At 71.1% G+C, this 22,021-nt stretch carries 24 protein-coding genes; 11 read left to right on the top strand and 13 right to left on the bottom strand.

Features of this window, described 5'->3' with window-relative positions:
* Positions 1 to 4: 4 nt before the first annotated feature.
* The 4 genes from ACWDVB_RS09055 to ACWDVB_RS09040 all read left to right on the top strand — a co-directional run bounded on the left by ACWDVB_RS09055 (position 5) and on the right by ACWDVB_RS09040 (position 3,704).
* On the top strand, positions 5 to 508 hold the full coding sequence (locus ACWDVB_RS09055) for a succinate dehydrogenase hydrophobic membrane anchor subunit (protein WP_451514905.1): 504 nt from the start codon (positions 5 to 7) through the stop codon (positions 506 to 508).
* Positions 509 to 524: 16 nt separating this feature from the next.
* The gene (gene sdhA / locus ACWDVB_RS09050) at positions 525 to 2,279 is read left to right on the top strand and encodes a succinate dehydrogenase flavoprotein subunit (RefSeq protein WP_451514904.1); all 1,755 of its coding nucleotides are present in this window, start codon (positions 525 to 527) and stop codon (positions 2,277 to 2,279) included.
* Positions 2,279 to 3,049 (top strand): succinate dehydrogenase iron-sulfur subunit, encoded by a 771-nt coding sequence (locus ACWDVB_RS09045; protein ID WP_451514903.1) that lies wholly within the window; start codon positions 2,279 to 2,281, stop codon positions 3,047 to 3,049. The genes sdhA and ACWDVB_RS09045 overlap by 1 nt, the downstream gene beginning before the upstream one ends.
* Positions 3,050 to 3,260: 211 nt before the next feature.
* Positions 3,261 to 3,704 (top strand): VOC family protein, encoded by a 444-nt coding sequence (locus ACWDVB_RS09040; RefSeq protein ID WP_451514902.1) that lies wholly within the window; start codon positions 3,261 to 3,263, stop codon positions 3,702 to 3,704.
* A gap of 9 nt (positions 3,705 to 3,713) precedes the next feature.
* On the opposite strand, the gene ACWDVB_RS09035 is transcribed toward ACWDVB_RS09040, so the two are convergent.
* Positions 3,714 to 4,283 (bottom strand): MarR family winged helix-turn-helix transcriptional regulator, encoded by a 570-nt coding sequence (locus tag ACWDVB_RS09035; RefSeq protein ID WP_451514901.1) that lies wholly within the window; start codon positions 4,281 to 4,283, stop codon positions 3,714 to 3,716.
* 79 nt (positions 4,284 to 4,362) lie between these two features.
* On the opposite strand from ACWDVB_RS09035, the gene ACWDVB_RS09030 reads away from it, so the two are divergent.
* Positions 4,363 to 5,655, top strand: coding sequence for an MFS transporter (locus tag ACWDVB_RS09030; protein ID WP_451514900.1), 1,293 nt, complete (start codon positions 4,363 to 4,365; stop codon positions 5,653 to 5,655).
* Here the strand turns inward: ACWDVB_RS09030 and ACWDVB_RS09025 are convergent.
* From ACWDVB_RS09025 to ACWDVB_RS09015, 3 genes are all read right to left on the bottom strand, one after another.
* The gene (locus ACWDVB_RS09025) at positions 5,642 to 6,001 is read right to left on the bottom strand and encodes a DUF7737 domain-containing protein (RefSeq protein ID WP_451514899.1); all 360 of its coding nucleotides are present in this window, start codon (positions 5,999 to 6,001) and stop codon (positions 5,642 to 5,644) included. The two genes, ACWDVB_RS09030 and ACWDVB_RS09025, sit on opposite strands and share 14 nt — an antisense overlap.
* A 132-nt stretch (positions 6,002 to 6,133) precedes the next feature.
* A complete protein-coding gene (locus ACWDVB_RS09020) occupies positions 6,134 to 7,378 on the bottom strand; it encodes a metallophosphoesterase (protein ID WP_451515030.1) in 1,245 nt (414 codons plus the stop codon).
* Between the two features lie 14 nt (positions 7,379 to 7,392).
* The gene (locus ACWDVB_RS09015) at positions 7,393 to 7,635 is read right to left on the bottom strand and encodes an SCO4848 family membrane protein (protein WP_125514575.1); all 243 of its coding nucleotides are present in this window, start codon (positions 7,633 to 7,635) and stop codon (positions 7,393 to 7,395) included.
* 163 nt (positions 7,636 to 7,798) lie between these two features.
* On the opposite strand from ACWDVB_RS09015, the gene ACWDVB_RS09010 reads away from it, so the two are divergent.
* The gene (locus tag ACWDVB_RS09010; RefSeq protein ID WP_451514898.1) at positions 7,799 to 9,007 is read left to right on the top strand and encodes a D-alanyl-D-alanine carboxypeptidase family protein; all 1,209 of its coding nucleotides are present in this window, start codon (positions 7,799 to 7,801) and stop codon (positions 9,005 to 9,007) included.
* Here the strand turns inward: ACWDVB_RS09010 and ACWDVB_RS09005 are convergent.
* The 4 genes from ACWDVB_RS09005 to ACWDVB_RS08990 are packed head-to-tail and all read right to left on the bottom strand — an operon-like array spanning position 8,952 to position 11,857.
* Positions 8,952 to 9,905 carry a YihY/virulence factor BrkB family protein gene (locus ACWDVB_RS09005; protein WP_451514897.1) on the bottom strand — a complete coding sequence of 318 codons (954 nt, stop codon included), beginning with the start codon at positions 9,903 to 9,905 and terminating at the stop codon, positions 8,952 to 8,954. The genes ACWDVB_RS09010 and ACWDVB_RS09005 overlap by 56 nt on opposite strands.
* A complete protein-coding gene (locus tag ACWDVB_RS09000) occupies positions 9,893 to 10,381 on the bottom strand; it encodes a GtrA family protein (protein ID WP_451514896.1) in 489 nt (162 codons plus the stop codon). Before ACWDVB_RS09000 ends, ACWDVB_RS09005 begins: the two co-directional genes overlap by 13 nt.
* A gap of 2 nt (positions 10,382 to 10,383) precedes the next feature.
* On the bottom strand, positions 10,384 to 11,343 hold the full coding sequence (locus ACWDVB_RS08995; RefSeq protein ID WP_451514895.1) for a decaprenyl-phosphate phosphoribosyltransferase: 960 nt from the start codon (positions 11,341 to 11,343) through the stop codon (positions 10,384 to 10,386).
* Positions 11,336 to 11,857 carry a phosphatase PAP2 family protein gene (locus ACWDVB_RS08990; RefSeq protein ID WP_451514894.1) on the bottom strand — a complete coding sequence of 174 codons (522 nt, stop codon included), beginning with the start codon at positions 11,855 to 11,857 and terminating at the stop codon, positions 11,336 to 11,338. Before ACWDVB_RS08990 ends, ACWDVB_RS08995 begins: the two co-directional genes overlap by 8 nt.
* A 176-nt stretch (positions 11,858 to 12,033) precedes the next feature.
* On the opposite strand from ACWDVB_RS08990, the gene ACWDVB_RS08985 reads away from it, so the two are divergent.
* Both ACWDVB_RS08985 and ACWDVB_RS08980 read left to right on the top strand, forming a co-directional pair.
* The gene (locus tag ACWDVB_RS08985; protein WP_451514893.1) at positions 12,034 to 13,413 is read left to right on the top strand and encodes an FAD-binding protein; all 1,380 of its coding nucleotides are present in this window, start codon (positions 12,034 to 12,036) and stop codon (positions 13,411 to 13,413) included.
* Positions 13,414 to 13,426: 13 nt separating this feature from the next.
* Positions 13,427 to 14,182, top strand: a complete 756-nt coding sequence (locus ACWDVB_RS08980; protein WP_451514892.1) for a decaprenylphospho-beta-D-erythro-pentofuranosid-2-ulose 2-reductase — start codon at positions 13,427 to 13,429, stop codon at positions 14,180 to 14,182.
* Positions 14,183 to 14,208: 26 nt separating this feature from the next.
* Here the strand turns inward: ACWDVB_RS08980 and ACWDVB_RS08975 are convergent, their stop codons facing one another.
* The 4 genes from ACWDVB_RS08975 to trpS form a co-directional block, all read right to left on the bottom strand.
* Entirely contained in the window at positions 14,209 to 15,429 is a 1,221-nt protein-coding gene (locus tag ACWDVB_RS08975; RefSeq protein ID WP_451514891.1) for a hypothetical protein, read from the bottom strand.
* A 9-nt stretch (positions 15,430 to 15,438) separates the two neighbouring features.
* On the bottom strand, positions 15,439 to 16,635 hold the full coding sequence (locus tag ACWDVB_RS08970) for a hypothetical protein (protein ID WP_451514890.1): 1,197 nt from the start codon (positions 16,633 to 16,635) through the stop codon (positions 15,439 to 15,441).
* Positions 16,636 to 16,672: 37 nt separating this feature from the next.
* Entirely contained in the window at positions 16,673 to 17,254 is a 582-nt protein-coding gene (locus tag ACWDVB_RS08965; RefSeq protein WP_451514889.1) for a 2'-5' RNA ligase family protein, read from the bottom strand.
* A gap of 85 nt (positions 17,255 to 17,339) precedes the next feature.
* Entirely contained in the window at positions 17,340 to 18,353 is a 1,014-nt protein-coding gene (trpS, locus tag ACWDVB_RS08960) for a tryptophan--tRNA ligase (protein ID WP_451514888.1), read from the bottom strand.
* 142 nt (positions 18,354 to 18,495) lie between these two features.
* Between trpS and ACWDVB_RS08955 the strand changes: the two genes are divergently transcribed.
* From ACWDVB_RS08955 to ACWDVB_RS08945, 3 genes are all read left to right on the top strand, one after another.
* Positions 18,496 to 19,044: an RNA polymerase sigma factor gene (locus ACWDVB_RS08955; RefSeq protein ID WP_451515029.1), complete on the top strand. Its 549-nt coding sequence runs from the start codon at positions 18,496 to 18,498 to the stop codon at positions 19,042 to 19,044.
* Complete coding sequence (locus ACWDVB_RS08950) at positions 19,037 to 19,906, top strand: hypothetical protein (RefSeq protein ID WP_451514887.1); 870 nt, start codon at positions 19,037 to 19,039, stop codon at positions 19,904 to 19,906. Before ACWDVB_RS08955 ends, ACWDVB_RS08950 begins: the two co-directional genes overlap by 8 nt.
* A 71-nt stretch (positions 19,907 to 19,977) precedes the next feature.
* Positions 19,978 to 20,700 (top strand): hypothetical protein, encoded by a 723-nt coding sequence (locus ACWDVB_RS08945; RefSeq protein WP_451514886.1) that lies wholly within the window; start codon positions 19,978 to 19,980, stop codon positions 20,698 to 20,700.
* Positions 20,701 to 20,708: 8 nt separating this feature from the next.
* On the opposite strand, the gene ACWDVB_RS08940 is transcribed toward ACWDVB_RS08945, so the two are convergent.
* Positions 20,709 to 21,992 carry a serine hydroxymethyltransferase gene (locus ACWDVB_RS08940; protein WP_451514885.1) on the bottom strand — a complete coding sequence of 428 codons (1,284 nt, stop codon included), beginning with the start codon at positions 21,990 to 21,992 and terminating at the stop codon, positions 20,709 to 20,711.
* Between the last annotated feature and the right edge of the window lie 29 nt (positions 21,993 to 22,021).

Here is a 22,021-nt window from a genome sequence, read left to right as displayed (position 1 = left end):
AGACATGTCTGCTGACACCACACTTGAGAAGTCCGGCTCGTCCGGTTCGTCCGGGGTGGGCCCCGTCGAGGGTGCCTCGCTCTACGACGTGGACCACCCGGCCCCGCTCATCGAGGCGCCTCGCAAGCGCACCGCCAAGACCCCGCGCTCGACCCGCGGCAACTTCGAGATGGCCGCATGGCTCTTCATGCGCCTGTCCGGTGTCGTGCTCGTCGTACTCGTCCTCGGCCACCTGCTGATCCAGCTGGTGCTCGACGGCGGTGTCTCGAAGATCGGCTTCGCGTTCGTCGCGGGCCGCTGGGCCTCGCCGTTCTGGCAGGTCTGGGACCTGCTGATGCTGTGGCTCGCGATGCTGCACGGCGCCAACGGCCTGCGCACGGTCATCAACGACTACGCCGAGCGCCCGAACACGCGTCTGTGGCTCAAGGGCCTGCTGTACACCGCCACGGTGTTCACCATCCTTCTGGGCACGCTGGTGATCTTCACCTTCGACCCGAACATCCGCTAAAGCCGAGGCGACCTCAGTGAAGATTCACAAGTACGACACCGTCATCGTCGGCGCGGGCGGCGCCGGCATGCGCGCCGCCATCGAGGCGACGAAGCGCAGCCGCACCGCCGTGCTCACCAAGCTGTACCCCACCCGCTCCCACACGGGCGCCGCGCAGGGCGGCATGGCCGCCGCGCTCGCCAACGTGGAGGAGGACAACTGGGAGTGGCACACCTTCGACACGATCAAGGGCGGCGACTACCTGGTCGACCAGGACGCCGCCGAGATCCTCGCGAAGGAGGCCATCGACGCGGTCCTCGACCTGGAGAAGATGGGGCTGCCGTTCAACCGCACCCCGGACGGGACGATCGACCAGCGCCGCTTCGGCGGTCACACCCGTAACCACGGCGAGGCCGCCGTCCGCCGGTCCTGCTACGCGGCCGACCGCACCGGCCACATGATCCTCCAGACCCTCTACCAGAACTGCGTCAAGGAGGGTGTGGAGTTCTTCAACGAGTTCTACGTCCTCGACCAGATCATCGTCGAGGTGGACGGGGTCAAGAAGAGCGCGGGCGTCGTCGCGTACGAGCTGGCGACCGGCGAGATCCACATCTTCCAGGCGAAGTCCGTGGTCTACGCCTCGGGCGGCACCGGCAAGTTCTTCAAGGTGACCTCGAACGCGCACACGCTCACCGGTGACGGCCAGGCGGCCTGCTACCGGCGCGGGCTGCCGCTGGAGGACATGGAGTTCTTCCAGTTCCACCCGACCGGCATCTGGCGCATGGGCATCCTCCTCACGGAGGGCGCCCGCGGTGAGGGCGGCATCCTGCGCAACAAGGACGGCGAGCGCTTCATGGAGAAGTACGCGCCGGTCATGAAGGACCTCGCGTCCCGTGACGTCGTCTCGCGCTCCATCTACACGGAGATCCGTGAGGGCCGCGGCTGCGGTCCCGAGGGCGACCACGTCTACCTCGACCTCACGCACCTCCCGCCGGAGCAGCTGGACGCCAAGCTCCCGGACATCACGGAGTTCGCGCGCACCTACCTCGGCATCGAGCCCTACACGGACCCGATCCCGATCCAGCCGACCGCGCACTACGCCATGGGCGGCATCCCGACGAACGTCCAGGGTGAGGTCCTCGCGGACAACACGACGGTCGTCCCGGGCCTGTACGCGGCGGGCGAGGTGGCCTGCGTGTCGGTCCACGGCGCCAACCGCCTCGGCACCAACTCGCTCCTGGACATCAACGTCTTCGGCAAGCGCGCGGGCATCGCCGCCGCCGAGTACGCGGCGAAGGCCGACTTCGTCGAGCTCCCGGAGAACCCGGAGGAGCTGGTCGTCTCCCAGGTCGAGCGGCTGCGCGACGCCACGGGCACCGAGCGGGTCGCCGAGCTCCGCAAGGAGCTGCAGGAGACCATGGACGCCAACGTCATGGTGTTCCGCACCGAGCAGACGATCAAGACGGCGGTGGAGAAGATCGCGGAGCTCCGCGAGCGCTACCTCAACGTCTCGATCCAGGACAAGGGCAAGCGGTTCAACACCGACCTCCTGGAGGCCGTCGAGCTGGGCAACCTGCTCGACCTCGCCGAGGTCATGGCGCAGTCCGCGCTCGCCCGCAAGGAGTCCCGCGGCGGCCACTACCGCGAGGACTTCCCCACCCGCGACGACGTCAACTTCATGCGCCACACCATGGCGTACCGCGAGGTCGGCGACGACGGCACAGAGACGATCCGTCTCGACTACAAGCCGGTCGTCCAGACCCGCTACCAGCCGATGGAGCGTAAGTACTGATGGCAACCCCGACCCTCGACAAGGAAGACGTCAAGCCCGAGGCGGGCTTCGCCGACTCCCCGTACATCACGATCACCCTCCGCGTCCGCCGCTTCAACCCCGAGGTCTCGGCGGACGCCGTCTGGGAAGACTTCCAGCTGGAGATCGACCCCAAGGAGCGTGTCCTCGACGCCCTCCACAAGGTCAAGTGGGACATGGACGGCACGCTGACGTTCCGCCGCTCCTGCGCGCACGGCATCTGCGGTTCGGACGCCATGCGGATCAACGGCCGCAACCGGCTCGCCTGCAAGACCCTGATCAAGGACATCAACCCCGAGAAGCCGATCACGGTCGAGCCCATCAAGGGTCTGACGGTCCTGAAGGACCTGGTCGTCGACATGGACCCGTTCTTCCAGGCGTACCGCGACGTGATGCCCTTCCTCATCACGAAGGGCAACGAGCCGACGCGCGAGCGTCTGCAGACCGCCGAGGACCGCGAGCGCTTCGACGACACGACGAAGTGCATCCTCTGCGCCGCCTGCACGTCCTCGTGCCCGGTCTTCTGGAACGACGGCCAGTACTTCGGCCCGGCCGCGATCGTGAACGCGCACCGCTTCATCTTCGACAGCCGTGACGAGGCGGGCGAGCAGCGCCTGGAGATCCTCAACGACAAGGACGGCGTGTGGCGTTGCCGCACGACGTTCAACTGCACGGACGCGTGCCCGCGTGGCATCGAGGTCACGAAGGCGATCCAGGAGGTCAAGCGCGCGCTGATCACGCGTCGCTACTGACCCGGCTTCCGCCCGTACGTCACTGTGGCCCCGCTCCTTCTCCGGAGCGGGGCCGCTTTCGTCATCGTCTTCGTCCGGTGCGCCGGGGCGAGGACCGCAAGGTGCCGTCGCTCACCGGGCGGGCGCCCCGGTGCGGGCCAGATGGGGGCGCTCGCGGCATCGTCCTCGCGCGCCTGCGCCCGCCCCGCGGCCACCGTCCTACGCTGGCGGAATGTCAGACATGTCAGACAACCAGCCGGTCGGCCTGTCCGTTGAGCCCTCCGCGGAGCTGCTCGGCTTCGACAACGTCCTGCTTCCCGTCGGCGACCTCGGCGAGGCCGTCGGATTCTACGAACGCGCCGGGTTCCCGGTCTCGTTCCGGCTCGACGAGATCGGGCTCGCCATCCTGAAGGTGGGCAAGGAGACCCCCGGCCTCCTGCTGCGCGTGGAGGACGGCATCATGCCGCGTACGCCTCCGTGGCCCTCGCCCCGCGTGTGGCTGGAGGTCCGGGACGCCCGTGCCAAGGGGCGGGCGCTCGCGGACGCGGGGGTCGTGCTGCTCGCCGAGCCGTTCTCCGTCGCCACCGGGTGGACCGTGGAGATCGCCGACCCGTGGGGCAACGTCATCGGCTTCACGGACTACCTCAAGCGCCCGGAGCTGGCGCGGAGTTCCTGAAACGGGGAGCTACCGCCAGCCGGCGCCCCCGTCGGCCTCCGCCACCAGCATGATCCGGCGCAGCATGTCGGAGAGCCGCGCCCGCTCCGCCGCGGGGAGCACGCCGAGGAGGCGCTCCTCCTCGTGGCCGAGGACGGCCATCGCCCCGCGCCACGTCGCCCTGCCCGACTCCGTCAGCTCCACGTCGACCCGGCGGCGGTCCCTTCTGGACGGCGTACGGCGGACCAGGCCGCGGCGCTCCAGGCCGTCCAGGCGGCCCGTGACGGAGGCCGGAGCGAGGTCGAGGTCCGCGGCGAGCTCGGAGGGGCTCGCCGCGCCGCCGCGGCCCGCCAGCTTGTGCAGGGTGTCGAACTCCTGGCGGTCCAGCTCGAAGTCGGCGAGGGACTGCTCGCGCACGCGGCGCAGATGGACGGTGAGCTTGCTCATGCGGGTGACCGCGCCCTCGATGTCCGGGTCGAGCGTGGGCAGCACGGGGAGCCACCGCTCGACGTGCCCGTCGGTCCAGTCCCGCTCGGTCCAGTCCCGGGCCTGCTGCCCGTCGGCCGCGTCGCTCTGATCCGGGCTCTGCTTTTCCGCCATGCCGACGACACTAACGCCCTCCCCTTCGGCATCAGATATTTCGTTGACGAATACTTCGGAAGCGAAATACTGTCCCCGCATGCCGCTGCCGCTGCCGCTCCCCCGCATCCCGTCGTATCCGCTGCTGCGCAACCGCCCCTTCCGGCTGCTCTTCCTCGGCCGCACCCTGTCCATGATCGGCGACGCCGTGATCCCCGCGGCCCTCGCCCTCGCCGTGCTGCGCGCCACCGGCTCCAGCTCCGCGCTCGCCCTCGTGCTCGGCTGCGCGATGGGGCCCCGGCTGCTCCTGCTGCCGCTCGGCGGGGTCGTCGCGGACCGCTTCAACGCCCGTACCATCGCCCTCACCACCGACCTGGTGCGCTGCGGGGTCCAGCTCTTCGTGGGCGTCGAACTGCTGGGCGGCGACCCGCGCTTGTGGCACATCGCGGCGGCCGAGGCCGTCGGCGGCGCCGCCTCCGCCTTCGCCATGCCGACGCTGCCGCGGCTGATCACCGGCACGGTCACGGAGAAGGACCGGCACGGCGCCAACTCCCTGTTCGGCGTCGTCAGGAGCAGCACCGCGCTCGCGGGCCCCGCCCTCGCCGGACTCCTGATCACCTCGGCGGGACCCGGCTGGGCCTTCGTCCTCGACGCCGTCTCCTTCGCCGTCAGCGCCTGCCTGCTCTCGGCCGTCCGCATCCGCCGCGAGGCGCCGACGGAGCCGCACCGCTCCCTGCGCAAGGACCTCGTCGAGGGCTGGCAGGAGGTGCGGCGCCGCGACTGGTACTGGACGAGCCTGATCGCCCACGCCGCCTGGAACGGCGCCGCCGCCGTGCTCATAACCCTCGGTCCCGCCCTCGCCGTCGCGGAGCTGGGCGGCGAGGAGGTGTGGATCGGCATCCTCCAGGCGGGCGCCGTCGGGCTGCTGCTCGGCTCGCTGCTCGCCGGGCGGGCCCGGCCCAAGCGGCCGATCCTGATGGCCAACCTGGGCCTCGCGACATACGCCCTGCCGCTCGCGCTGCTCGCCGCCGAGGCCCCCGCGGCCGCCGTCATCGCCGCCTACGGCCTCGCCCAGGCAGGCCTCGGCTTCCTCAGCCCCGTCTGGGAGACGTCGGTGCAGGCGGCGATACCGTCCTCGGTGCTGGCCCGCGTCACCTCGTACGACTGGCTGCTCTCGATGGCCGCGATGCCGCTCGGCTACGTCCTGGCGCCGCTCATGGCGAGCGCCTGGGGCACCGCGACTCCGCTGTGGATCGCCGCCGCGGTCGTGGGCACGGCGTGCGCGGGGACGGCGGCGGTGCCGGGCGTACGCCGGTTCACCCTCCCCACGCGCGCGGACGGGCCGGAGCCTGACCCTCTGTCAAAGGAGCCTGGCGCCGTCAGAGCCGGCTGAGGACGACCACCGGCGTCCGGTCGCCCTCGAAGGGCAGACAACCGGCCCCGTGGCCGAGGGGACGATGCACACGTACTGGTCCGAGGGAGACCGCAGGATGTTCCCCGACCCCAGGTGGATCTCGGTGGATCTTGTACGTGTGCAACTCGCCCCGCGCGCGCAGGAAGCGCCCCTCGACCGAGCACCGGTCGCCGATCGCCGATCGCGAGGCGCGGTGCCAGGCGGGCGACCAGCTCGCGCCGCGTCTCGGCGCCCGGGCCGAGCTCGCCGAATCCGTACGACGTCCAGTACTCGCGGAAGCGTCCCGCGGGGCCGCCGTCCTGCCACGTCGGGTCGTTGCCCACACTGGCCACGCCCACGAACAGGTCGACGTCGCGCAGGACGTCGTCGCTCAGGACCAGCTCCGGTATGCTCCGCGTCCGTCGGCTGGACAAGGCCGCGAAAGACGCGGGGCGTACGGGCGTTGTCGGCGCGTGGCTCAGGCGTTCCGCGAGGCCAGTTCCACCACCGTGATGTCCGACGGCGCCCCGACCCGCACCGGCGGCCCCCACGCGCCCGCCCCCCGCGACACATAGAGCTGCGTGTCGCCGTACCGCTCAAGACCCGCGAGCGTGGGATTGGCCAGGTCCGCCACGAAGTTGCCCGGCCACAGCTGACCGCCGTGCGTGTGGCCGGAGAGCTGCAGGTCGACGCCGTGCTCGACGGCGTCGTGGATGACGACCGGCTGGTGTGCGAGGAGCACGGAGGCCCGTGAGCGGTCCCGGTCGCCGAGGGCCTTGGCGAAGTCGGGGCCCTTGCCCTCGCTCTCGCCCGCCACGTCGTCGACGCCGGCGAGGTCGAACCAGGGCAGTTCCGTACGGGCGTTCTGGAGCGGGCGCAGACCGAGTTCGCGTACGTGGTCGACCCACTGCTCGGCTCCGGAGAAGTACTCGTGGTTGCCCGTGACGAAGTACGCGCCGTGCCGCGCCCGCAGCCCGGCGAGCGGTGCGGCGGCCGGGCCGAGGTCCTCGACGCTGCCGTCCACCAAGTCACCGACCACGGCAATCAGATCGGGCTGCGTGGCGTTGATGGTGTCGACCACGCGCTGCGTGAAGCCGCGTCCGAGTATCGGCCCGAGGTGGACGTCACTGACCACGGCGATCCGGAACCCGTGCGCCCCGCGCGGCAGTTTGGCCAGCGGCACGGTGACCCGTTTCACCTTGGGCCCACGGAGCACGCCGTACGTCCCGTAGCCGACGGTCCCCACGGCGGCGGCCGCGGCGGCGCCCCCGACGACACGGGAGACGAAGAGACGGCGGGAGGGGGCGGGGGGCTGGGCGGCCTCTACGGAGACAGCCTCTTGGGAGGGCCCGTCTTCGGAGGGCTCCACCGCGTCCCCGTCCCCGTCCCCGTCCCCGTCCCCGTCCCCGGAGGGCGTACGTTCCGCCCACCGCCGCACCAAGGGACGCACCAACTCCCCCGCGAGCAGCGCGAGCAGCAGGTAGAGCGAGACCGCCAGCCACAGGAAGCCGGGCCAGGCGAGCACCTGCTGGAGCAGGAAGGGCGCACCGGTCCGTTCCGCCACGAGCGCGGCGAACATCAGCAGCGGACCGGCGACGAAGACGACCGTGCCCGCGCGGCGGGCGAGGCCGGGCCCGGCCGTCGTGTCCCGCACGAGGCGGCGCCACGCGTACCAGTGGAGCCCGGCGAAGGCCGCGAGCACGGCAAGGCCCATGAGGACCATGAGGACGGCCACGGCTATGACGTACGGCGCAGAGCGCGGATTCCACGGAACCCGATGGTCCCTACCACCGTCCCCAAGACAAAGGAGACAACGGCGAGCGTCAGGTGCACCCAGAAGTACCCGGTCGGGTCTCCCGCGTCATCGAAGGCGAGCCCGCTGCCGTCCTTCCACAGGTTCTTGACGAAAGTGATCCAGATGAACCAGCTCCACACCCCGAAGGCGAGCAGGAACCAGGAGACAGGGCGGCTGAGCTTCATGCGTTCAGTATCGCGAGGTTCTCTGCCGCGTCGCCGCCGGGGTGGGGACGACGGGACACAGCGCACCTCGGCGGCGGGGCCCATGTCCGCGCCCTGTACGTTCTCGTCCGTGCCTGCCTCCAGAAAAGCCGCCTTGCTGCTCGCTTCCGCGACATTGCTGACGATGTCCGCCACCGCCCCCGCTTTCGCGGACGGGAAGCCGGACGACAAGGACCAGCCGAAGCCGCCCGCTTCGATGTCGACCGTCGGCGGCGCACAGCTCGGCGAGCCGGGCACCCAGGTGAAGCTCAAGTCGGGTGCCCCCGTGCTGCCCAAGGACCTTTCGGCGCGCTCCTGGATCGTCTCGGACGCGGAGTCCGGCGAGGTCCTCGCCTCGCACAACGCGCACTGGCGGCTGCCCCCGGCGAGCACCCTCAAGATGCTCTTCGCGGACACGGTCCTTCCGAAGTTCCCCAAGACGCAGAAGCACAAGGTCGAGCTCTCCGACCTGGAGGGCATCGGCTCGGGCAGCAGCATGGTCGGCATCAAGGAGAACGAGACGTACTCCGTCCACGACCTGTGGCTCGGCGTGTTCCTGCGGTCGGGCAACGACGCGGTGCACGTGCTGTCCGCGATGAACGACGGCGTCGACAAGACCGTCAAGGACATGCAGAAGCACGCCGAGGACCTCCAGGCCCTGGACACCCACGTGGTCTCGCCGGACGGTTACGACGCCAAGGGGCAGGTCTCCTCGGCGTACGACCTGACGCTGTTCGCCCGCTCCGGGTTGCAGAAGAAGGACTTCCGGGAGTACTGCTCGACGGCCACCGCCCAGTTCCCCGGTGAGACGAAGAAGATCACCAAGGGCAAGGACAAGGGCAGGACGAAGCGCGAGTCCTTCGGGATCCAGAACACCAACCGACTGCTCACCGGCGCCCTGGGCGTCGAGCCCTACAAGGGCATCGCGGGCGTCAAGAACGGCACCACCACGAACGCGGGCAACACCTTCACCGGTGTCGCCGAACGCGGCGGCAAGGTTCTCCTTGTCACCGTCATGAACCCCTCCTCCGGAGAGCCCCACGCGGTCTACAAGGAGACGGAGCGGCTCTTCGACTGGGGCTTCAAGGCCGCGGGCAAGGTCGACCCGGTGGGTGAGCTGGTCGCGCCGAAGGGTGCCACGGGTGCGGGCAAGGGCGCTCCGGGCAGTGGTGACGGCAAGAGCGGCGCCGCCGCCGCGAACATGGCGCACGCCTCCGACGGAGGGTCGAGCGGCATGGGCATCGCGCTGGCGGTGACGGGCGGCGTGGTCGTGCTGCTCGCCGCGGGCGTCTTCGTCGTCAGGCGCCGGATGCCGCTGCCGGGCCAGGCCGGCCGTCGCCCGCGTCAGGACTGACGGCGGGAGTCTCCTCGCCCTCCGCGGCGTCCGGGTGCTCCGCCGTATGTGAGGCCTTCTGCGTCGCCGTCCAGGCGGCGCAGAACAGCAGCAGCTTCGCGGTGAAGTTGATCCACAGGAGCATCGCCACGGGCACGCCGAACGCGCCGTACATGCTCTTGGCTGCGACCCCCTTCATGTAGCCGCCGAGCAGCAGTTTGAGCAGCTCGAAGCCGGCCGCGCCGATCAGCCCGGCGGTGAGCAGGTCGCGCCGGTGCGGCTGGACGCCGGGCAGCAGCGTCAGGGCGTAGAGCAGCAGCAGGAAGTCCGCGAGGACGGCGATCGCGAACGCGGCGACCTGGAGCAGGACCGCTCCCCAGCCCGTCTCGTCGATGCCGAGGAGGTCGGCGGTCCAGCCGACGGCGGTCGAGGCGAGCGCGGACGCGGCGAACGAGGCGAGGCCCGTGCCGCCGAGCCCGATGAGCACCCTGGCGTCCTTGACCTTGCCCAGGACGGGGTTCTCCTCCTCGTCCGGCAGCTCCCAGACGGCCCGCAGGCACTCCCTCATGGAGCCGATCCAGCCGATTCCGGTGAAGAGCAGCAGGGCGCCCGCGACGAGGCCGACGGTGCCCGCGTTGGCGACCAGGGCGTCGAGGTCGAGCTGGTCGGAGATGCCGGGGACCTGCTCGGAGAGCCTGTTCTCCAGGGTGTTCTGCTGCTTCTTGGAGAGCGTCGCCGCGGCGATCGCGGCGGCGACGGTCAGCAGCGGGAACAGCGCCAGGAAGCTGATGAAGGTCATCGCGGCCGCGAGGCGGGTCCAGTGGACGCCGTCGAGCCGTTCGTAGGCGCGCCATGCGTGCGTGCGCATGCCCTTCTCGACGAGCGGCCCGATGCCGGGCAGTCTCTTCAGCCAGTCCATGAGGCCTCCCTGCCTGCTGTCCTGTCCGAAGACGTGCCCGGAGTACCGCCCGACACGCGGAACACCAGCGTCCGGGTTCCCCAGAACCGCAGAACGGTGGCGAGGGCCATGCCGACGCCTGCGCCCGAGACGGTGTCCGCGCGCTGCGAGGTGAGGCCGAGCCCGTAGTGGGACACGGCGATGCACAGCAGTTGGACGAGGGCGCCGGCGACGTTGACGGCGAAGAACACCGCGTACTGGCGCAGCCGTGGGACCCCGGCGGCCCTGCGCCGGTAGGTGCCGAGCGCGTTGCCCGCGTACGCCACGGAGCAGCCCGCTACGAAGGAGAGCGATTTGGCGGTCAGCGGGTCCATGCCCACGGGCCCGCGCAGCCAGATGAAGAGGCCGAGGTCGGCCGCGTACGCGCAGATCCCGGCGGCGGCGAAGCCCAGCAGCTCGGGTCCGAGCGAACGCAGACGTCCGCGTAGGGAATTCAAACTCACCAGTCCGCGACGGCGAGCCCGTACATCGCCACCCACACCATGCCGATCACGGCGAGCGCCCTGTCCCGCAGGACGACGTCCTCCGGCTCGCCCGCGGTGCCCCGGTCGGCGAAGACGGCGTAGCGCAGGATGGCGAGGATGAAGGCCGTCATGGACAGCTGACGCCAGGGCAGCAGACTGCCGTTGGCCGTGCTGCCGCCCTCTTCCATGGCCCACAGGCAGTACGCGAGGACGGCGACCCCGGCGGCCAGCTGCCATACGAAGCGCAGATAGCCGGTGGTGTACTCGGTGAGCAACGCGCGCGTGGCGCCCAGTCTCTCCGTGCCTGCGGACATCTGGACGGCTTCGGAGTAGCGCTTGGCGGAGACCATGAAGAGCGCGCCGAACCCCGTGGTGATCAGGAACCAGCGCGAGAGCGGGATGTCGAGCGCGAGGCCGCCGATCATGGCGCGCATCAGGAAGCCGGTCGTGACGATCGTGAGGTCGACGACGAGGACGTGCTTGAGGCTGACGCAGTAGGCGAGTTGCATGCCGACGTACGCGGCCAGGAGCGCGGCGGTCAGCGGGGTGCACAGGACGGCGGCGGCCAGCGGTGCGAGGGCCGCCAGGAGCCCTCCGACGGTGTAGGCGACGGGCACCGGCACCTGCCCGGCCGCGACCGGCCTGCGGCACTTGGTGGGGTGGGCGCGGTCGGCGTCCGCGTCGCGCGCGTCATTGATCAGGTAGACGGCGGACGCGGCGGCCGTGAACAGCCCGAAGACGATCGCGAGTTGCGTGAGGGCATGGCGCGAGAAGAGCTCGCCCGCCGCCGCGGGAGCCGCGACGACCAGGACGTTCTTCACCCACTGGCGGGGGCGCGCGGTCTTCAGGAGGCCGAGCGGCAGGCTGATGGGGCCCGGCCGGGACGGCTGGGGCGGACGAGGGCGCTCCAGGACGGTGGAGATACGTTCAGGCATGGCTGCGGCCCCCGTTCATCCAGGCGGCTCCCACGCGCGCGGTGAGCGCGCCGAGCGCCGCGCCCGCGGCCACGTCCGAGGGGTAGTGCACGCCGACGACCATCCGGGAGACGCACATCGCGGCGGCCAGCGGTGGCACGAGGTGGGCGCCGACGGGGCGCAGCGCTCCGTACGCGACGGTGGCCGCGGCCGCCGAGGTGGCGTGCGAGCTGGGGAAGGAGTGCCGGCCCGCGGTGCGCACGAGGGGCTCGGTGCCGCCGCGGCCTGCGGGGCGTGGGCGGCGGACGACCCGCTTGACGCCCATGCTGGCCAGGTGGGCGGCGGCGGTCAGCGCCGTCGCCCGCAGCCAGGCGCCGCGCCGCTCGCGGTCCACGGCGGCGCCCACGAGCCCGGCGGCGATCCAGAGGGCGCCGTGCTCGCCGCTCCAGGAGAGGGCGCGCGCGGCGGTGGCCACGCGCGGGTCGGTGCCGCAGTCGCGCAGGGCCGACAGCAACCTGTGGTCCATGTCGTGCATGTGGCCTCTTTTTCGAAGACATCCGAAGAGATTCGAGAGCTGGGCACCTCGACTCTTCTAGCCAACCCTCAAATAATTCCGGCAATCTTGGATGACACTCGCTCAATCACCCATTTCGGTGAGAGTAGGGATGATTTATTGCGAAGCACCTCCAAGCGGGCGCTACGGTCGGTGCCATGCCTGCCGACTCCCCCGCCCTGACGCCCTCTGAAGCCGTGTCCGTCTCCGGTTGGGGGCGCACGGCCCCGACCACAGCCCGGCTGGTGAGACCCCGCACACAGGAGGAGGCCGCGGCCGCCGTACGCGACTGCGGCGAGCGCGGCGGCATCGCCAGAGGCCTGGGCCGGGCGTACGGCGACGCGGCGCAGAACGCGGGCGGCGACGTCTTCGACATGACGGGCCTGGACCGGGTGCGCGCCATCGACGCCGACGCGGGCACGGTCGTCTGCGACGCGGGCGTCTCGCTGCACCGTCTGATGGAAGTCCTGCTCCCCCTCGGCTGGTTCGTGCCGGTGACTCCGGGGACCCGCTATGTGACGGTCGGCGGGGCCATCGGCGCCGACATCCACGGCAAGAACCACCACGTCTCGGGGTCGTTCTCCCGCCACGTGCTCGCGATGGACCTGCTCACCGCAGACGGCACGGTCCACACCGTCACGCCGGGCACCCCCCTGTTCGACGCCACGGCGGGCGGCATGGGCCTGACCGGGCTCATCGTGTCGGCGACGGTCCGGCTCCAGGAGGTCGAGACGTCCTTGATGTGCGTCGACACGGAGCGCGCGACGGACCTCGACGACTTGATGGCCCGCCTCACCGCGACCGACCACCGCTACCGCTACTCGGTGGCCTGGATCGACCTCCTCGCGCGCGGGACGTCCATGGGCCGCTCGGTCCTGACCCGCGGCGATCACGCCCCCCTGGACGCGCTTCCGGCACGGGCACGCGCGCGTAGAGCCCCGCTTGCGTTCCGCCCGGGTCAGCTCCCCGCCGCTCCCTCCTTCGTACCGGAAGGGCTGCTCGGCAAGGCCTCGGTGGGTCTCTTCAACGAGCTGTGGTACCGCAAGGCGCCCCGCTCCCGCACCGGCGAACTCCAGAAGATGTCCGCCTTCTTCCACCCTCTGGACGGCGTCCCCCACTGGAACCGCATCTACGGACGCGGCGGTTTCGTGCAGTACCAATTCGTCGTCGGGTACGGCAAGGAAGAGGCCCTGCGCCGCGTCGTACGGCGCATCTCCGAGCGCGGCTGCCCGTCCTTCCTCGCCGTACTGAAGCGCTTCGGAGAGGGCGATCCCGGCTGGCTGTCGTTCCCGATGCCCGGCTGGACGCTCGCGCTCGACATCCCCGCGAACCTGCCGGGCCTCGGCGTCTTCCTCGACGAGCTCGACGAGGAGGTGGCCGCCGCCGACGGGCGCGTCTACCTCGCCAAGGACTCGCGGCTGCGGCCCGAGATGCTCGCCGCGATGTATCCGCGGCTGGACGACTTCCGCGCACTGCGCGCCGATCTTGACCCGCGCGGCGTGTTCCGCTCGGACCTCTCGCGCCGCCTCGCCCTCTAGGAGACCGGTACTCATGAAAGACGCCTTCGGCACCCCTCAGTCCCTGCTCGTCCTCGGCGGCACCTCGGAGATCGGGCTCGCCACCGCCCGGCGTCTCGTCGCCCGCCGCACCCGCACGGTGTGGCTGGCCGGCCGCCCCTCACCGGCTCTGGAGAGCGCCGCGTCCGGGCTGCGCGACATGGGGGCGGAGGTGCGCACCGTCGCCTTCGACGCGCTCGACCCCGAGTCGCACGAGGAGAGCCTCGGCAAGATCTTCGCCGAGGGCGACATCGACATGGTGCTGCTCGCCTTCGGCATCCTCGGCAGCCAGGCGCACGACGAGGACGAACCGCTCTCCGCGGTGCGCGTCGCCCAGACCAACTACACCGGGGCGGTCTCCGCGGGCCTGGTGTGCGCGCGGGCGCTGCAGTCCCAGGGGCACGGCTCCTTGGTGGTGCTCTCCTCGGTGGCGGGCGAGCGGGCACGCCGCTCCAACTTCATCTACGGCTCCAGCAAGGCGGGCCTGGACGCCTTCACCCAGGGCCTCGGAGACGCGCTGTACGGCACCGGGGTGCACGTGATGGTCGTCCGCCCCGGCTTCGTACGTTCGAAGATGACGGCGGGCCTGGAGGAGGCCCCCATGGCGACCACCCCGGAGGCGGTGGCGGAGGCCATCGAGACCGGTCTGCGGCGACGCTCGGAGACGGTGTGGGTGCCCGGGGTGCTGCGGGTGATCATGTCGGCGCTGCGGCACGTACCGAGGCCGGTGTTCCGGCGTCTGCCGCTCTGAGGGCCCCCGCAGGCGCGGCCGACGGCCTAACGGCCCTTCGGCGGTTCGTACGTGGCGACCACCGGCAGGGTCAGCGGGCCGCTGCTCTGCAGCACGTAGACCTTCCCCGCCCCGACGAACTTCCTCGTGCCCGGCACCGGGACGATCGGGTCGAGCCAGAGCTGTTGCTTTCCCTTGGCCGTGATCTCGCCCTTCGCGGGCAGGCGCGGCCAGGACAGCTCGGTGCAGCGGCCCTGCGGCGAGCGGTAGTGACGTACTCCGAAGAGCAGACCTCCGTCCTCGCCGTGCGTGGCGATGGCCTTGGAGAGGCACGGGTCCTGGTCCCCGCCCTTCTGCTCGTGCCAGCGGGAGCCGTCCCAGCGCAGCAGTATGTGCTCGATGGAGGGCTCCCTCTCGGCCTCTCCGTGGTTGAAGGTGTGCGAGCCGTACGCCCACGCCTCCTTGGGAGACACCGCCTCCACACCGGCGAGGGAGGCTCCCGGTTCCGGCGGAACGGGCGCCGGGAAGCGGTAGTTCGGCGTCTGGGTGGTCGTCCACGACGCGCCGTCCCAGTGCATCGCGGCGGGTTGGTTGAGCTCACCGCCGGCACCGCCCACTCCGGGGCCACTCGTGCGGAAACCGACCACCCATAGGTCGTCGCTCGCCGTGCCGTCGAGTGTGGTGGCCACCGCGGGCAGCGCATGGGCGTTCCAGCGCGTGCCGTCCCAGTGCGTGATCTGTTTCGAGCCTCGCAGCATCCATACGTCGTCGGGGGCGAAGACCTTGACCTCTTCGATGGCGCCTTCGCCCTGTGGCAACCGGACACGGTGCCAGCGGGTGCCGTCCCAGCGTGCCGCGCTCTGCACCGCGTCGGGATCGGAGTCGAGGCCGGAGCCGAAGATCCACACGTTGTCCGGGCCCGAGGAGTCGAGCCGCGGCCGGTGGATGTTCCCGTCGAGTTCGGCCGGCAGCTTCTGACGCCGCCAGTCGGTGCCGTCGTAGTGCAGCAGGTACTGGTCGTCGGGGTCGTCGGTCATGCTGCCGTCGCCCCTCTCGTAGCCCGCCGCCCAGATGTGGTCCCCGGAGGGCGCGGTGACGGTGGTCAGTTCCCCCTTCCCCACCTTGTCGACGTACTGCAGGCGCCACGAGCCACCCTCGGCGGAAGCCGGCGAGCCGGTCGCCGGACGCCGCGCGGTACCCCGGTCATCACTGCCGCAGCCCGCCACGGCGAGGGCCAGGGAGGCCAGGACCGCTGCTGTCTTCTTCATGGCGGTCCCCTAGCGCTTCAGAGTGACGACGACGGCCTTGGACGCGGGCGCCCCGCTCTGCAGCACGTCGACCGTCCCAAAACCGATCACCTTGTCCGTGCCCGGTACCGGAACGATCCTCTTGAGCCAGAGCTGCTGCTGCGACTCCGGGCGCACACCTCCAACGTTGGGCAGCAGCCGCGGCTTCTTGATCTTGGTGCAGGTGCCGTCGGCGGCAAGGTGCCAGTTGCCGTCCATGAAGAAGCCACCGTCGCCGTCCCTCATCACGGGGCGCCGGTACCGGCACGCTCCGGGGAACGGCTCGTCCTGCGTCCAACGGGAGCCGTCCCAGCGCAGCGTGAAGGACGACGGCCGCGGGTCGGGGTTCTCTTCCGCGTCATATCCCTTGAAGGAATGGTCTCCGGAGACACGGGCGTACGTCTTGGAGGCGACGTCGATCTCCCTGAACGCGGCGAAGGGTTCGGGCGGCACCGGGGCGGAGAAGCGGAACGTCTCGGTCTTGATGAGCGTCCACTTCTCACCGTCGAAGTGCATCGCGGCGGGCTGCGACACCTGGCCTCCCGCGCCGCCGATGCCCGGCCCCGTCGTGCGGGAGCCGACCGCCCACACGTCGTTGCGGGCCGAACCGGCGAGGGCCACGACCTTCTCCGCGGGCATGGGCGTCACCGTCCAGCGGCCGCCGTCCCAGTGCGTGACCCTGCCGTCGCCCCGGAGCACCCACACGTCGTCGGGCGCGATGACCTCGACGTCCGTGAGCGGGCCCGTCGGAGCGTTCCTCACGGGGCCCCACCGGGTGCCGTCCCAGAGGGCGTAGCGGGGATTCTCCGGCGCCGAAGCGGTCCCTTCCACAGTGCTCAGCCAGATGCCCGCCGACCCCAGGTACTCCATCCGCGAGACAGCGGGGACACCCGCGACCGGCATCGGCTTCCGCGACCACTTCTCGCCGTCGAAGTGCAGCAGGTGCCCCTTCGCCGGCCGCCCGTCCGCGCCGACGCCGTCGCTGCCCAGGGCCCAGATGTCGTCCGGCGCCATGGCGGCCCCGTCGATCAGCTCGCCGTTCTCGTCGTCGATGCGCTCGTACGCCCAGGAGAGCCCGGTCGCGCGCGGCTTGCCCGGCTCGCCGTCGGCGTCCCCGCCGCGCTTCTCCGCGCCACAGCCGGCCGCCATGACGGCGAGCACGGCGACGGCGGCCGCTGATCCACGCATGATCCCCCCCGGCACGGTCGGCCGAGGGCTCCCCCGGTCAGCGAGCGGGCAGCGTACCCCGGACGGCCGTGGAAGGCGTCTGAGGGGGCACCAGGGGGCCACCGAAGACGAACTCGCGCAGCTTGCGCCAGACACCGTCGGACCCCTGCTCGTACAACGCGAATCCGGTGCAGGGCCACTCGGCCTCGTACTCCGAAAGCTCCTCGTACGCCCGGTCCATGGCCTCTTCGGAGATGCCGTGCGCCACCGTGACGTGCGGGTGGTACGGGAACTGCAGTTCGCGCGCCATCGGCCCCGACGCGTCCCGCACCCGCTCCTGCAACCAGGAACAGGCCGCGCCGCCCGCCACCACCTGCACGAAGACGACCGGTGACAGCGGACGGAAGGTGCCCGTGCCCGAAAGCCGCATCGGGAAGGGCCGGCCGGCCGCCGCGACGGAGAGGAGGTGCGCCTCGACCGCGGGCAGCGCGGACGCCTCCACTTCAGTAGGAGGCAGCAGGGTCACGTGCGTGGGGATGCCGTGCGCCGCGGGGTCCCCGAAGCCCGCACGCCGCTCCTGGAGCAGGCTGCCGTGTGGCTCCGGGACCGCGATCGAGACGCCGATCGTTACGGTCCCCACGTCGTACTCCTGTCGTCGTGTCGATGGGCAGGGGGCGCTGCTCGCTGAACAGCGCGGTGCGGTTGTCGTGCTCGGTCCTGCGGGGCTAGTGCTTGGCGGGCAGGAAGCCCACCCTGTCGTACGCCTGCGCGAGGGTCTCGGCGGCGACGGCACGTGCCTTCTCCGCGCCCTTGGCCAGGATCGAGTCGAGCGTCTCCGGGTCGTCCAGGTACTCCTGGGTGCGGTCCCGGAACGGGGTCACGAACTCGACCATGACCTCGGCGAGGTCGGTCTTCAGCGCACCGTAGCCCTTGCCGACGTACTTCTGCTCCAGTTCCGCGATACCGGTTCCGGTGAGCGTGGAGTAGATGCTGAGGAGGTTGCTGACGCCCGCCTTCTCCGCCACGTCATAGCGGACCACCGTGTCCGTGTCGGTGACGGCGCTCTTGACCTTCTTGGCGGTGGCCTTGGGCTCGTCGAGGAGGTTGATCAGGCCCTTCGGCGTGGACGCCGACTTGCTCATCTTGATCGACGGGTCCTGAAGGTCGTAGATCTTCGCCGTCTCCTTGAGGATGTACGCCGACGGAACGGTGAACGTCTCCCCGAACCGGCCGTTGAAGCGCTCGGCGAGGTCACGGGTGAGCTCGATGTGCTGGCGCTGGTCCTCGCCGACCGGGACCTCGTGGGCCTGGTACAGCAGGATGTCCGCCACCTGCAGGACCGGGTACGTGAACAGGCCGACGGAGGCGCGGTCGGCGCCCTGCTTGGCGGACTTGTCCTTGAACTGCGTCATGCGGGAGGCCTCGCCGAAGCCGGTGAGGCAGTTCATCACCCAGGCGAGCTGGGCGTGCTCGGGGACGTGGCTCTGGACGAAGAGCGTGCAGCGCTCGGGGTCGAGACCGGCGGCGAGCAGCTGGGCGGCGGCGAGCCGGGTGTTGGCACGCAGCTCGGCGGGGTCCTGCGGAATCGTGATCGCGTGCAGGTCCACCACCATGTAGAAGGCGTCGTGGGACTCCTGCAGCGCGACCCACTGGCGGACCGCGCCGAGGTAGTTGCCGAGGTGGAACGAGCCGGCGGTGGGCTGGATCCCGGAGAGCACACGAGGTCGTTCAGAGGCCATGGGGCCCATTCTCTCAGGTCACTCTCATAGCTCGGAAACAGGCTTGGGACGGTGGGAACCGATCGCACCCGACCGGTGTATCAAGAGTGTGAGGACACAGGGGGAGGTCCTGGAGGGGGGCCGCGTCGTCGACGAGGGTGTGGTGATCGCCCGCGTGCGCGCCGGAGAAGCGGAGGCGTACGCGGACTTGGTGCGCGAGTTCACCGGCATCGCACTCAGGGCGGCGGTGGCACTCGGCGCGGGATCGGACGCGGAAGACGTGGTGCAGCAGGCCTTCTTCAAGGCGTACTGCTCGCTGGGGCGGTTCCGGGACGGCTCGGCGTTCAAGCCGTGGCTGCTCGCGATCGTCGCCAATGAGACGAGGAACACAGTGCGTTCGGCGGTCCGGCAGCGGTCGGTCGTCGGACGGGAGGCGGCGCTCATAGAGGCGGAGCCACTGATACCGGAATCGGCCGACCCGGCGGTGGCCGCCGTGCGGGACGAGCGCAGGACGGCGCTGCTCGCCGCCCTGGACCAGCTCGGCGAAGATCACCGCATGGTCGTCATCTACCGCTATCTCCTGGAGATGGACGAGGCGGAGACGGCCCAGGCGCTCGGCTGGCCGCGGGGCACGGTGAAGTCCCGGTTGAACCGCGCGCTGCGCGCACTGGGCCGGCTGCTTCCCGGGGAAGGAGGTGAGGGAAATGAGTGAGCGGCACGGCGAGTCGGACGGTGACAAGCGGGAGCGGCTCCGGCAGGAGCTGCGGGCGCTCGGCCGCTCGATGGACGCGCGGGGCGCGGACGGCGCGGGTGGCGCGCGCGGGGAGACGATGGCCGAGCGTGTCATCGCGCAGATACTCGCGGAGAGCGGCCCGCCCCCGGCCCCCGAGCCGACCGGCCCCGCCGAGCGGCTGCGCCGGTTGCGGCGCGGTCTGCGGCGCGGGCTGCGGGCGCGGTGGCGGGTGGTCACGGCCGGGCTGTGCGGAGTGCTCACGGTGCTCGCGCTCACGCCTCCGGTGCGGGCGGCGGTCTTCGAATGGTTCGACTTCGGCGGGGTCGAGGTGCGGTACGACCCGTCGGCGTCACCGTCGGCCGGGCGCGGCGTGCCCGGTTGCGATGATCCCGTGTCGCTGGAGGAGGCGCGGAGCCGCTCCGGGTTCACGCCCGCGGTGCCGCGGTCGCTCGGCACGCCGGACGCGGTGTCGGTGACGCGCGAACCGGGCGGCCGCGTCCTGGTCAGCCTCTGCTGGCGCGAAGGTGGCCGGACGGTACGGCTCGATGAGTTCCCTGCCCTCCTCGACCCGGGGTTCGGCAAGACGGTGCGGGAGCTGCCGGACTTCGTCGACGTCGGACGTGATCAAGGTCTGTGGTTCGCGCGCCCGCATCGGCTGACGTTCTGGATGCGGGACGAGGACGGCGAGCGGTGGACCCGCTCGGAGCGGACGGCGGGCCCGACCCTGCTGTGGACGCGGGGACAGAAGCTGACGCTGCGGCTCGAAGGGGTGGCGTCCAGGGAGCGGGCACTGGACATCGCGGAATCCGTTCCGACCGAGCCGTCCGGATCGGGAACCTGAACGGCTCGGGCGGTGTACCAGAAGTGAATCGGTGCGGAGGGACCGCGCCGACGGGCGGCTGGGGGATCGACATGCGGATGGTGAGGCGGCTGGCGGCGCTCGCGACGGGCGCGGCGGTGGTCCTGGTGAGCGCACCGCAGGCAGCGGCGGGCGGGGTGACGAGCGTGCTGGTGGCTTCGCCCGAGAGCGGGCAGACCAAGGCGCTCGACAGCACCGACGGAGAGTTCGGCGCGTTGCAGTCCCTGCTCGGCGCCCCGAATCGGGGCCAGAGCGACATGCCACCGGGCCTGGAGGTGGGGAACGGAACCCGGCAGATCAACGTGACCTGGTTGCTCCACGACGTGCAGCCGGGCCGGGTGGACCACGTCTATCCGAGGACGAAGCCGACGAGGGACACGGGCGCCGCCCAGGACATATGGATCCACACATCGATGGACATGGAGACCATGGACGGCTCCTGGCACAAGGCCGAGGACCCGGCTCGGCTGCGCGCGCTGCTGAAGGACATCGGGATGCTCGGCAAGGCCTCGAAGAACGGCAGCGCCGGGATACCGCCGCCCGCGTGGTCGGAGCCCGAGGAGGAGACCAGCCCTTCGCGCGCCGCCGACCAGGAGGCGGGCCCCGTGTACGACGACAGCACGGGCTGGCGTTGGGCGATGTCCGGCGCGGCGGGCGGCGCGGTCGTGGGGGTCGCCGGGATGCTGCTGCTCCGACGCCGGGGGCCCCAGGAGGAAGATCCGGGCCCCCGGCAGGAGTTGGTGGACATCCAGGAGGTGTCCTGGCGCCGGGAGTGAGGCGGGGGTCAGTCCGTCGGCAGACCCGGGGCCGGGTGGGCGGCCATCAGGTCGGCGACCTCGGCCCTGATCTTCGTCAGCGCCTCCTCGTCACCGGTGCCGGCGGCGGCGACACCGCGGTCGATCCAGTCGGCGACGGTCGCCATGTGCTCGGTGCCGAGACCACGGGAGGTGAGGGAGGGGGTGCCGATGCGGACACCCGAGGGGTCGAACGGCTTCCTGGGGTCGAACGGCACGGTGTTGTAGTTGACGACGATCCCGGCCCGGTCCAGGGCCTTGGCGGCGACCTTGCCCGGGACGTCCTTGGGGGTGAGGTCCATCAGGATCAGGTGGTTGTCGGTGCCGCCGGAGACCAGGTCGAAGCCGCGAGCGAGCAGCGCCTCGGCCAGGGCCTTGGCGTTGGCGACGACCGCGTGGGCGTAGTCGCGGAAGGAGGACGTGGACGCCTCGTGGAGGGCGACCGCGATGGCCGCGGTGGTCTGGTTGTGCGGGCCGCCCTGCAAGCCCGGGAAGACCGCCTTGTCGATGGCCTTGGCGTGCTCCTCGCGAGACATGAGCATCGCGCCGCGCGGGCCGCGCAGGGTCTTGTGGGTGGTTGTGGAGATCACGTCGGCGTGCGGCACCGGTGAGGGGTGGGCGCCGCCCGCGATCAGACCGGCGATGTGCGCGATGTCCGCGACCAGTACGGAACCGGCCTCGCGGGCGATCTCGGCGAAGGCGGCGAAGTCGATGGTGCGAGGGAGGGCCGTGCCGCCGCAGAAGATCAGCTTGGGGCGTTCCTTGAGGGCGAGGTCACGGACCTCGTCGAGGTCGATGAGCCCGGTGTCCTGGCGTACGCCGTACTGCACGCCCTGGAACCACTTGCCGGTGGCGGAGACGCCCCAGCCGTGGGTGAGGTGGCCGCCCATGGGCAGGGCCATGCCCATCACGGTGTCGCCGGGCTCGGCGAAGGCGAGGTAGACGGCGAGGTTGGCCGGGGAGCCGGAGTAGGGCTGGACGTTGGCGTGCTCGACGCCGAAGACGTCCTTGGCGCGGGCGATGGCCAGGCGCTCGACGGGGTCGATGTTCTGCTGGCCCTCGTAGTAACGGCGGCCCGGGTAGCCCTCGCTGTACTTGTTCTGCAGGACGGTGCCGGAGGCTTCGAGGACCGCGGAGGAGACGTAGTTCTCGCTGGGGATCAGCCGCAGGGTGTCGGCCTGGAGCTGTTCCTCGGCGCCGATGAGGGCGGCGAGTTCCGGGTCCTCGGCGGCGAGGGCGGGGTGGTGGTGAGAGGGAGAGGAAGGGAGAGTCATGGCGTCCTCCGGGGCGAGCGGTAAGTGTC

Source organism: Streptomyces sp. NPDC003379, assembly GCF_053589195.1.
The sequence above is the reverse complement of the archived record's forward strand: the minus strand, read 5'-3'. Positions and strand labels throughout refer to the sequence as shown.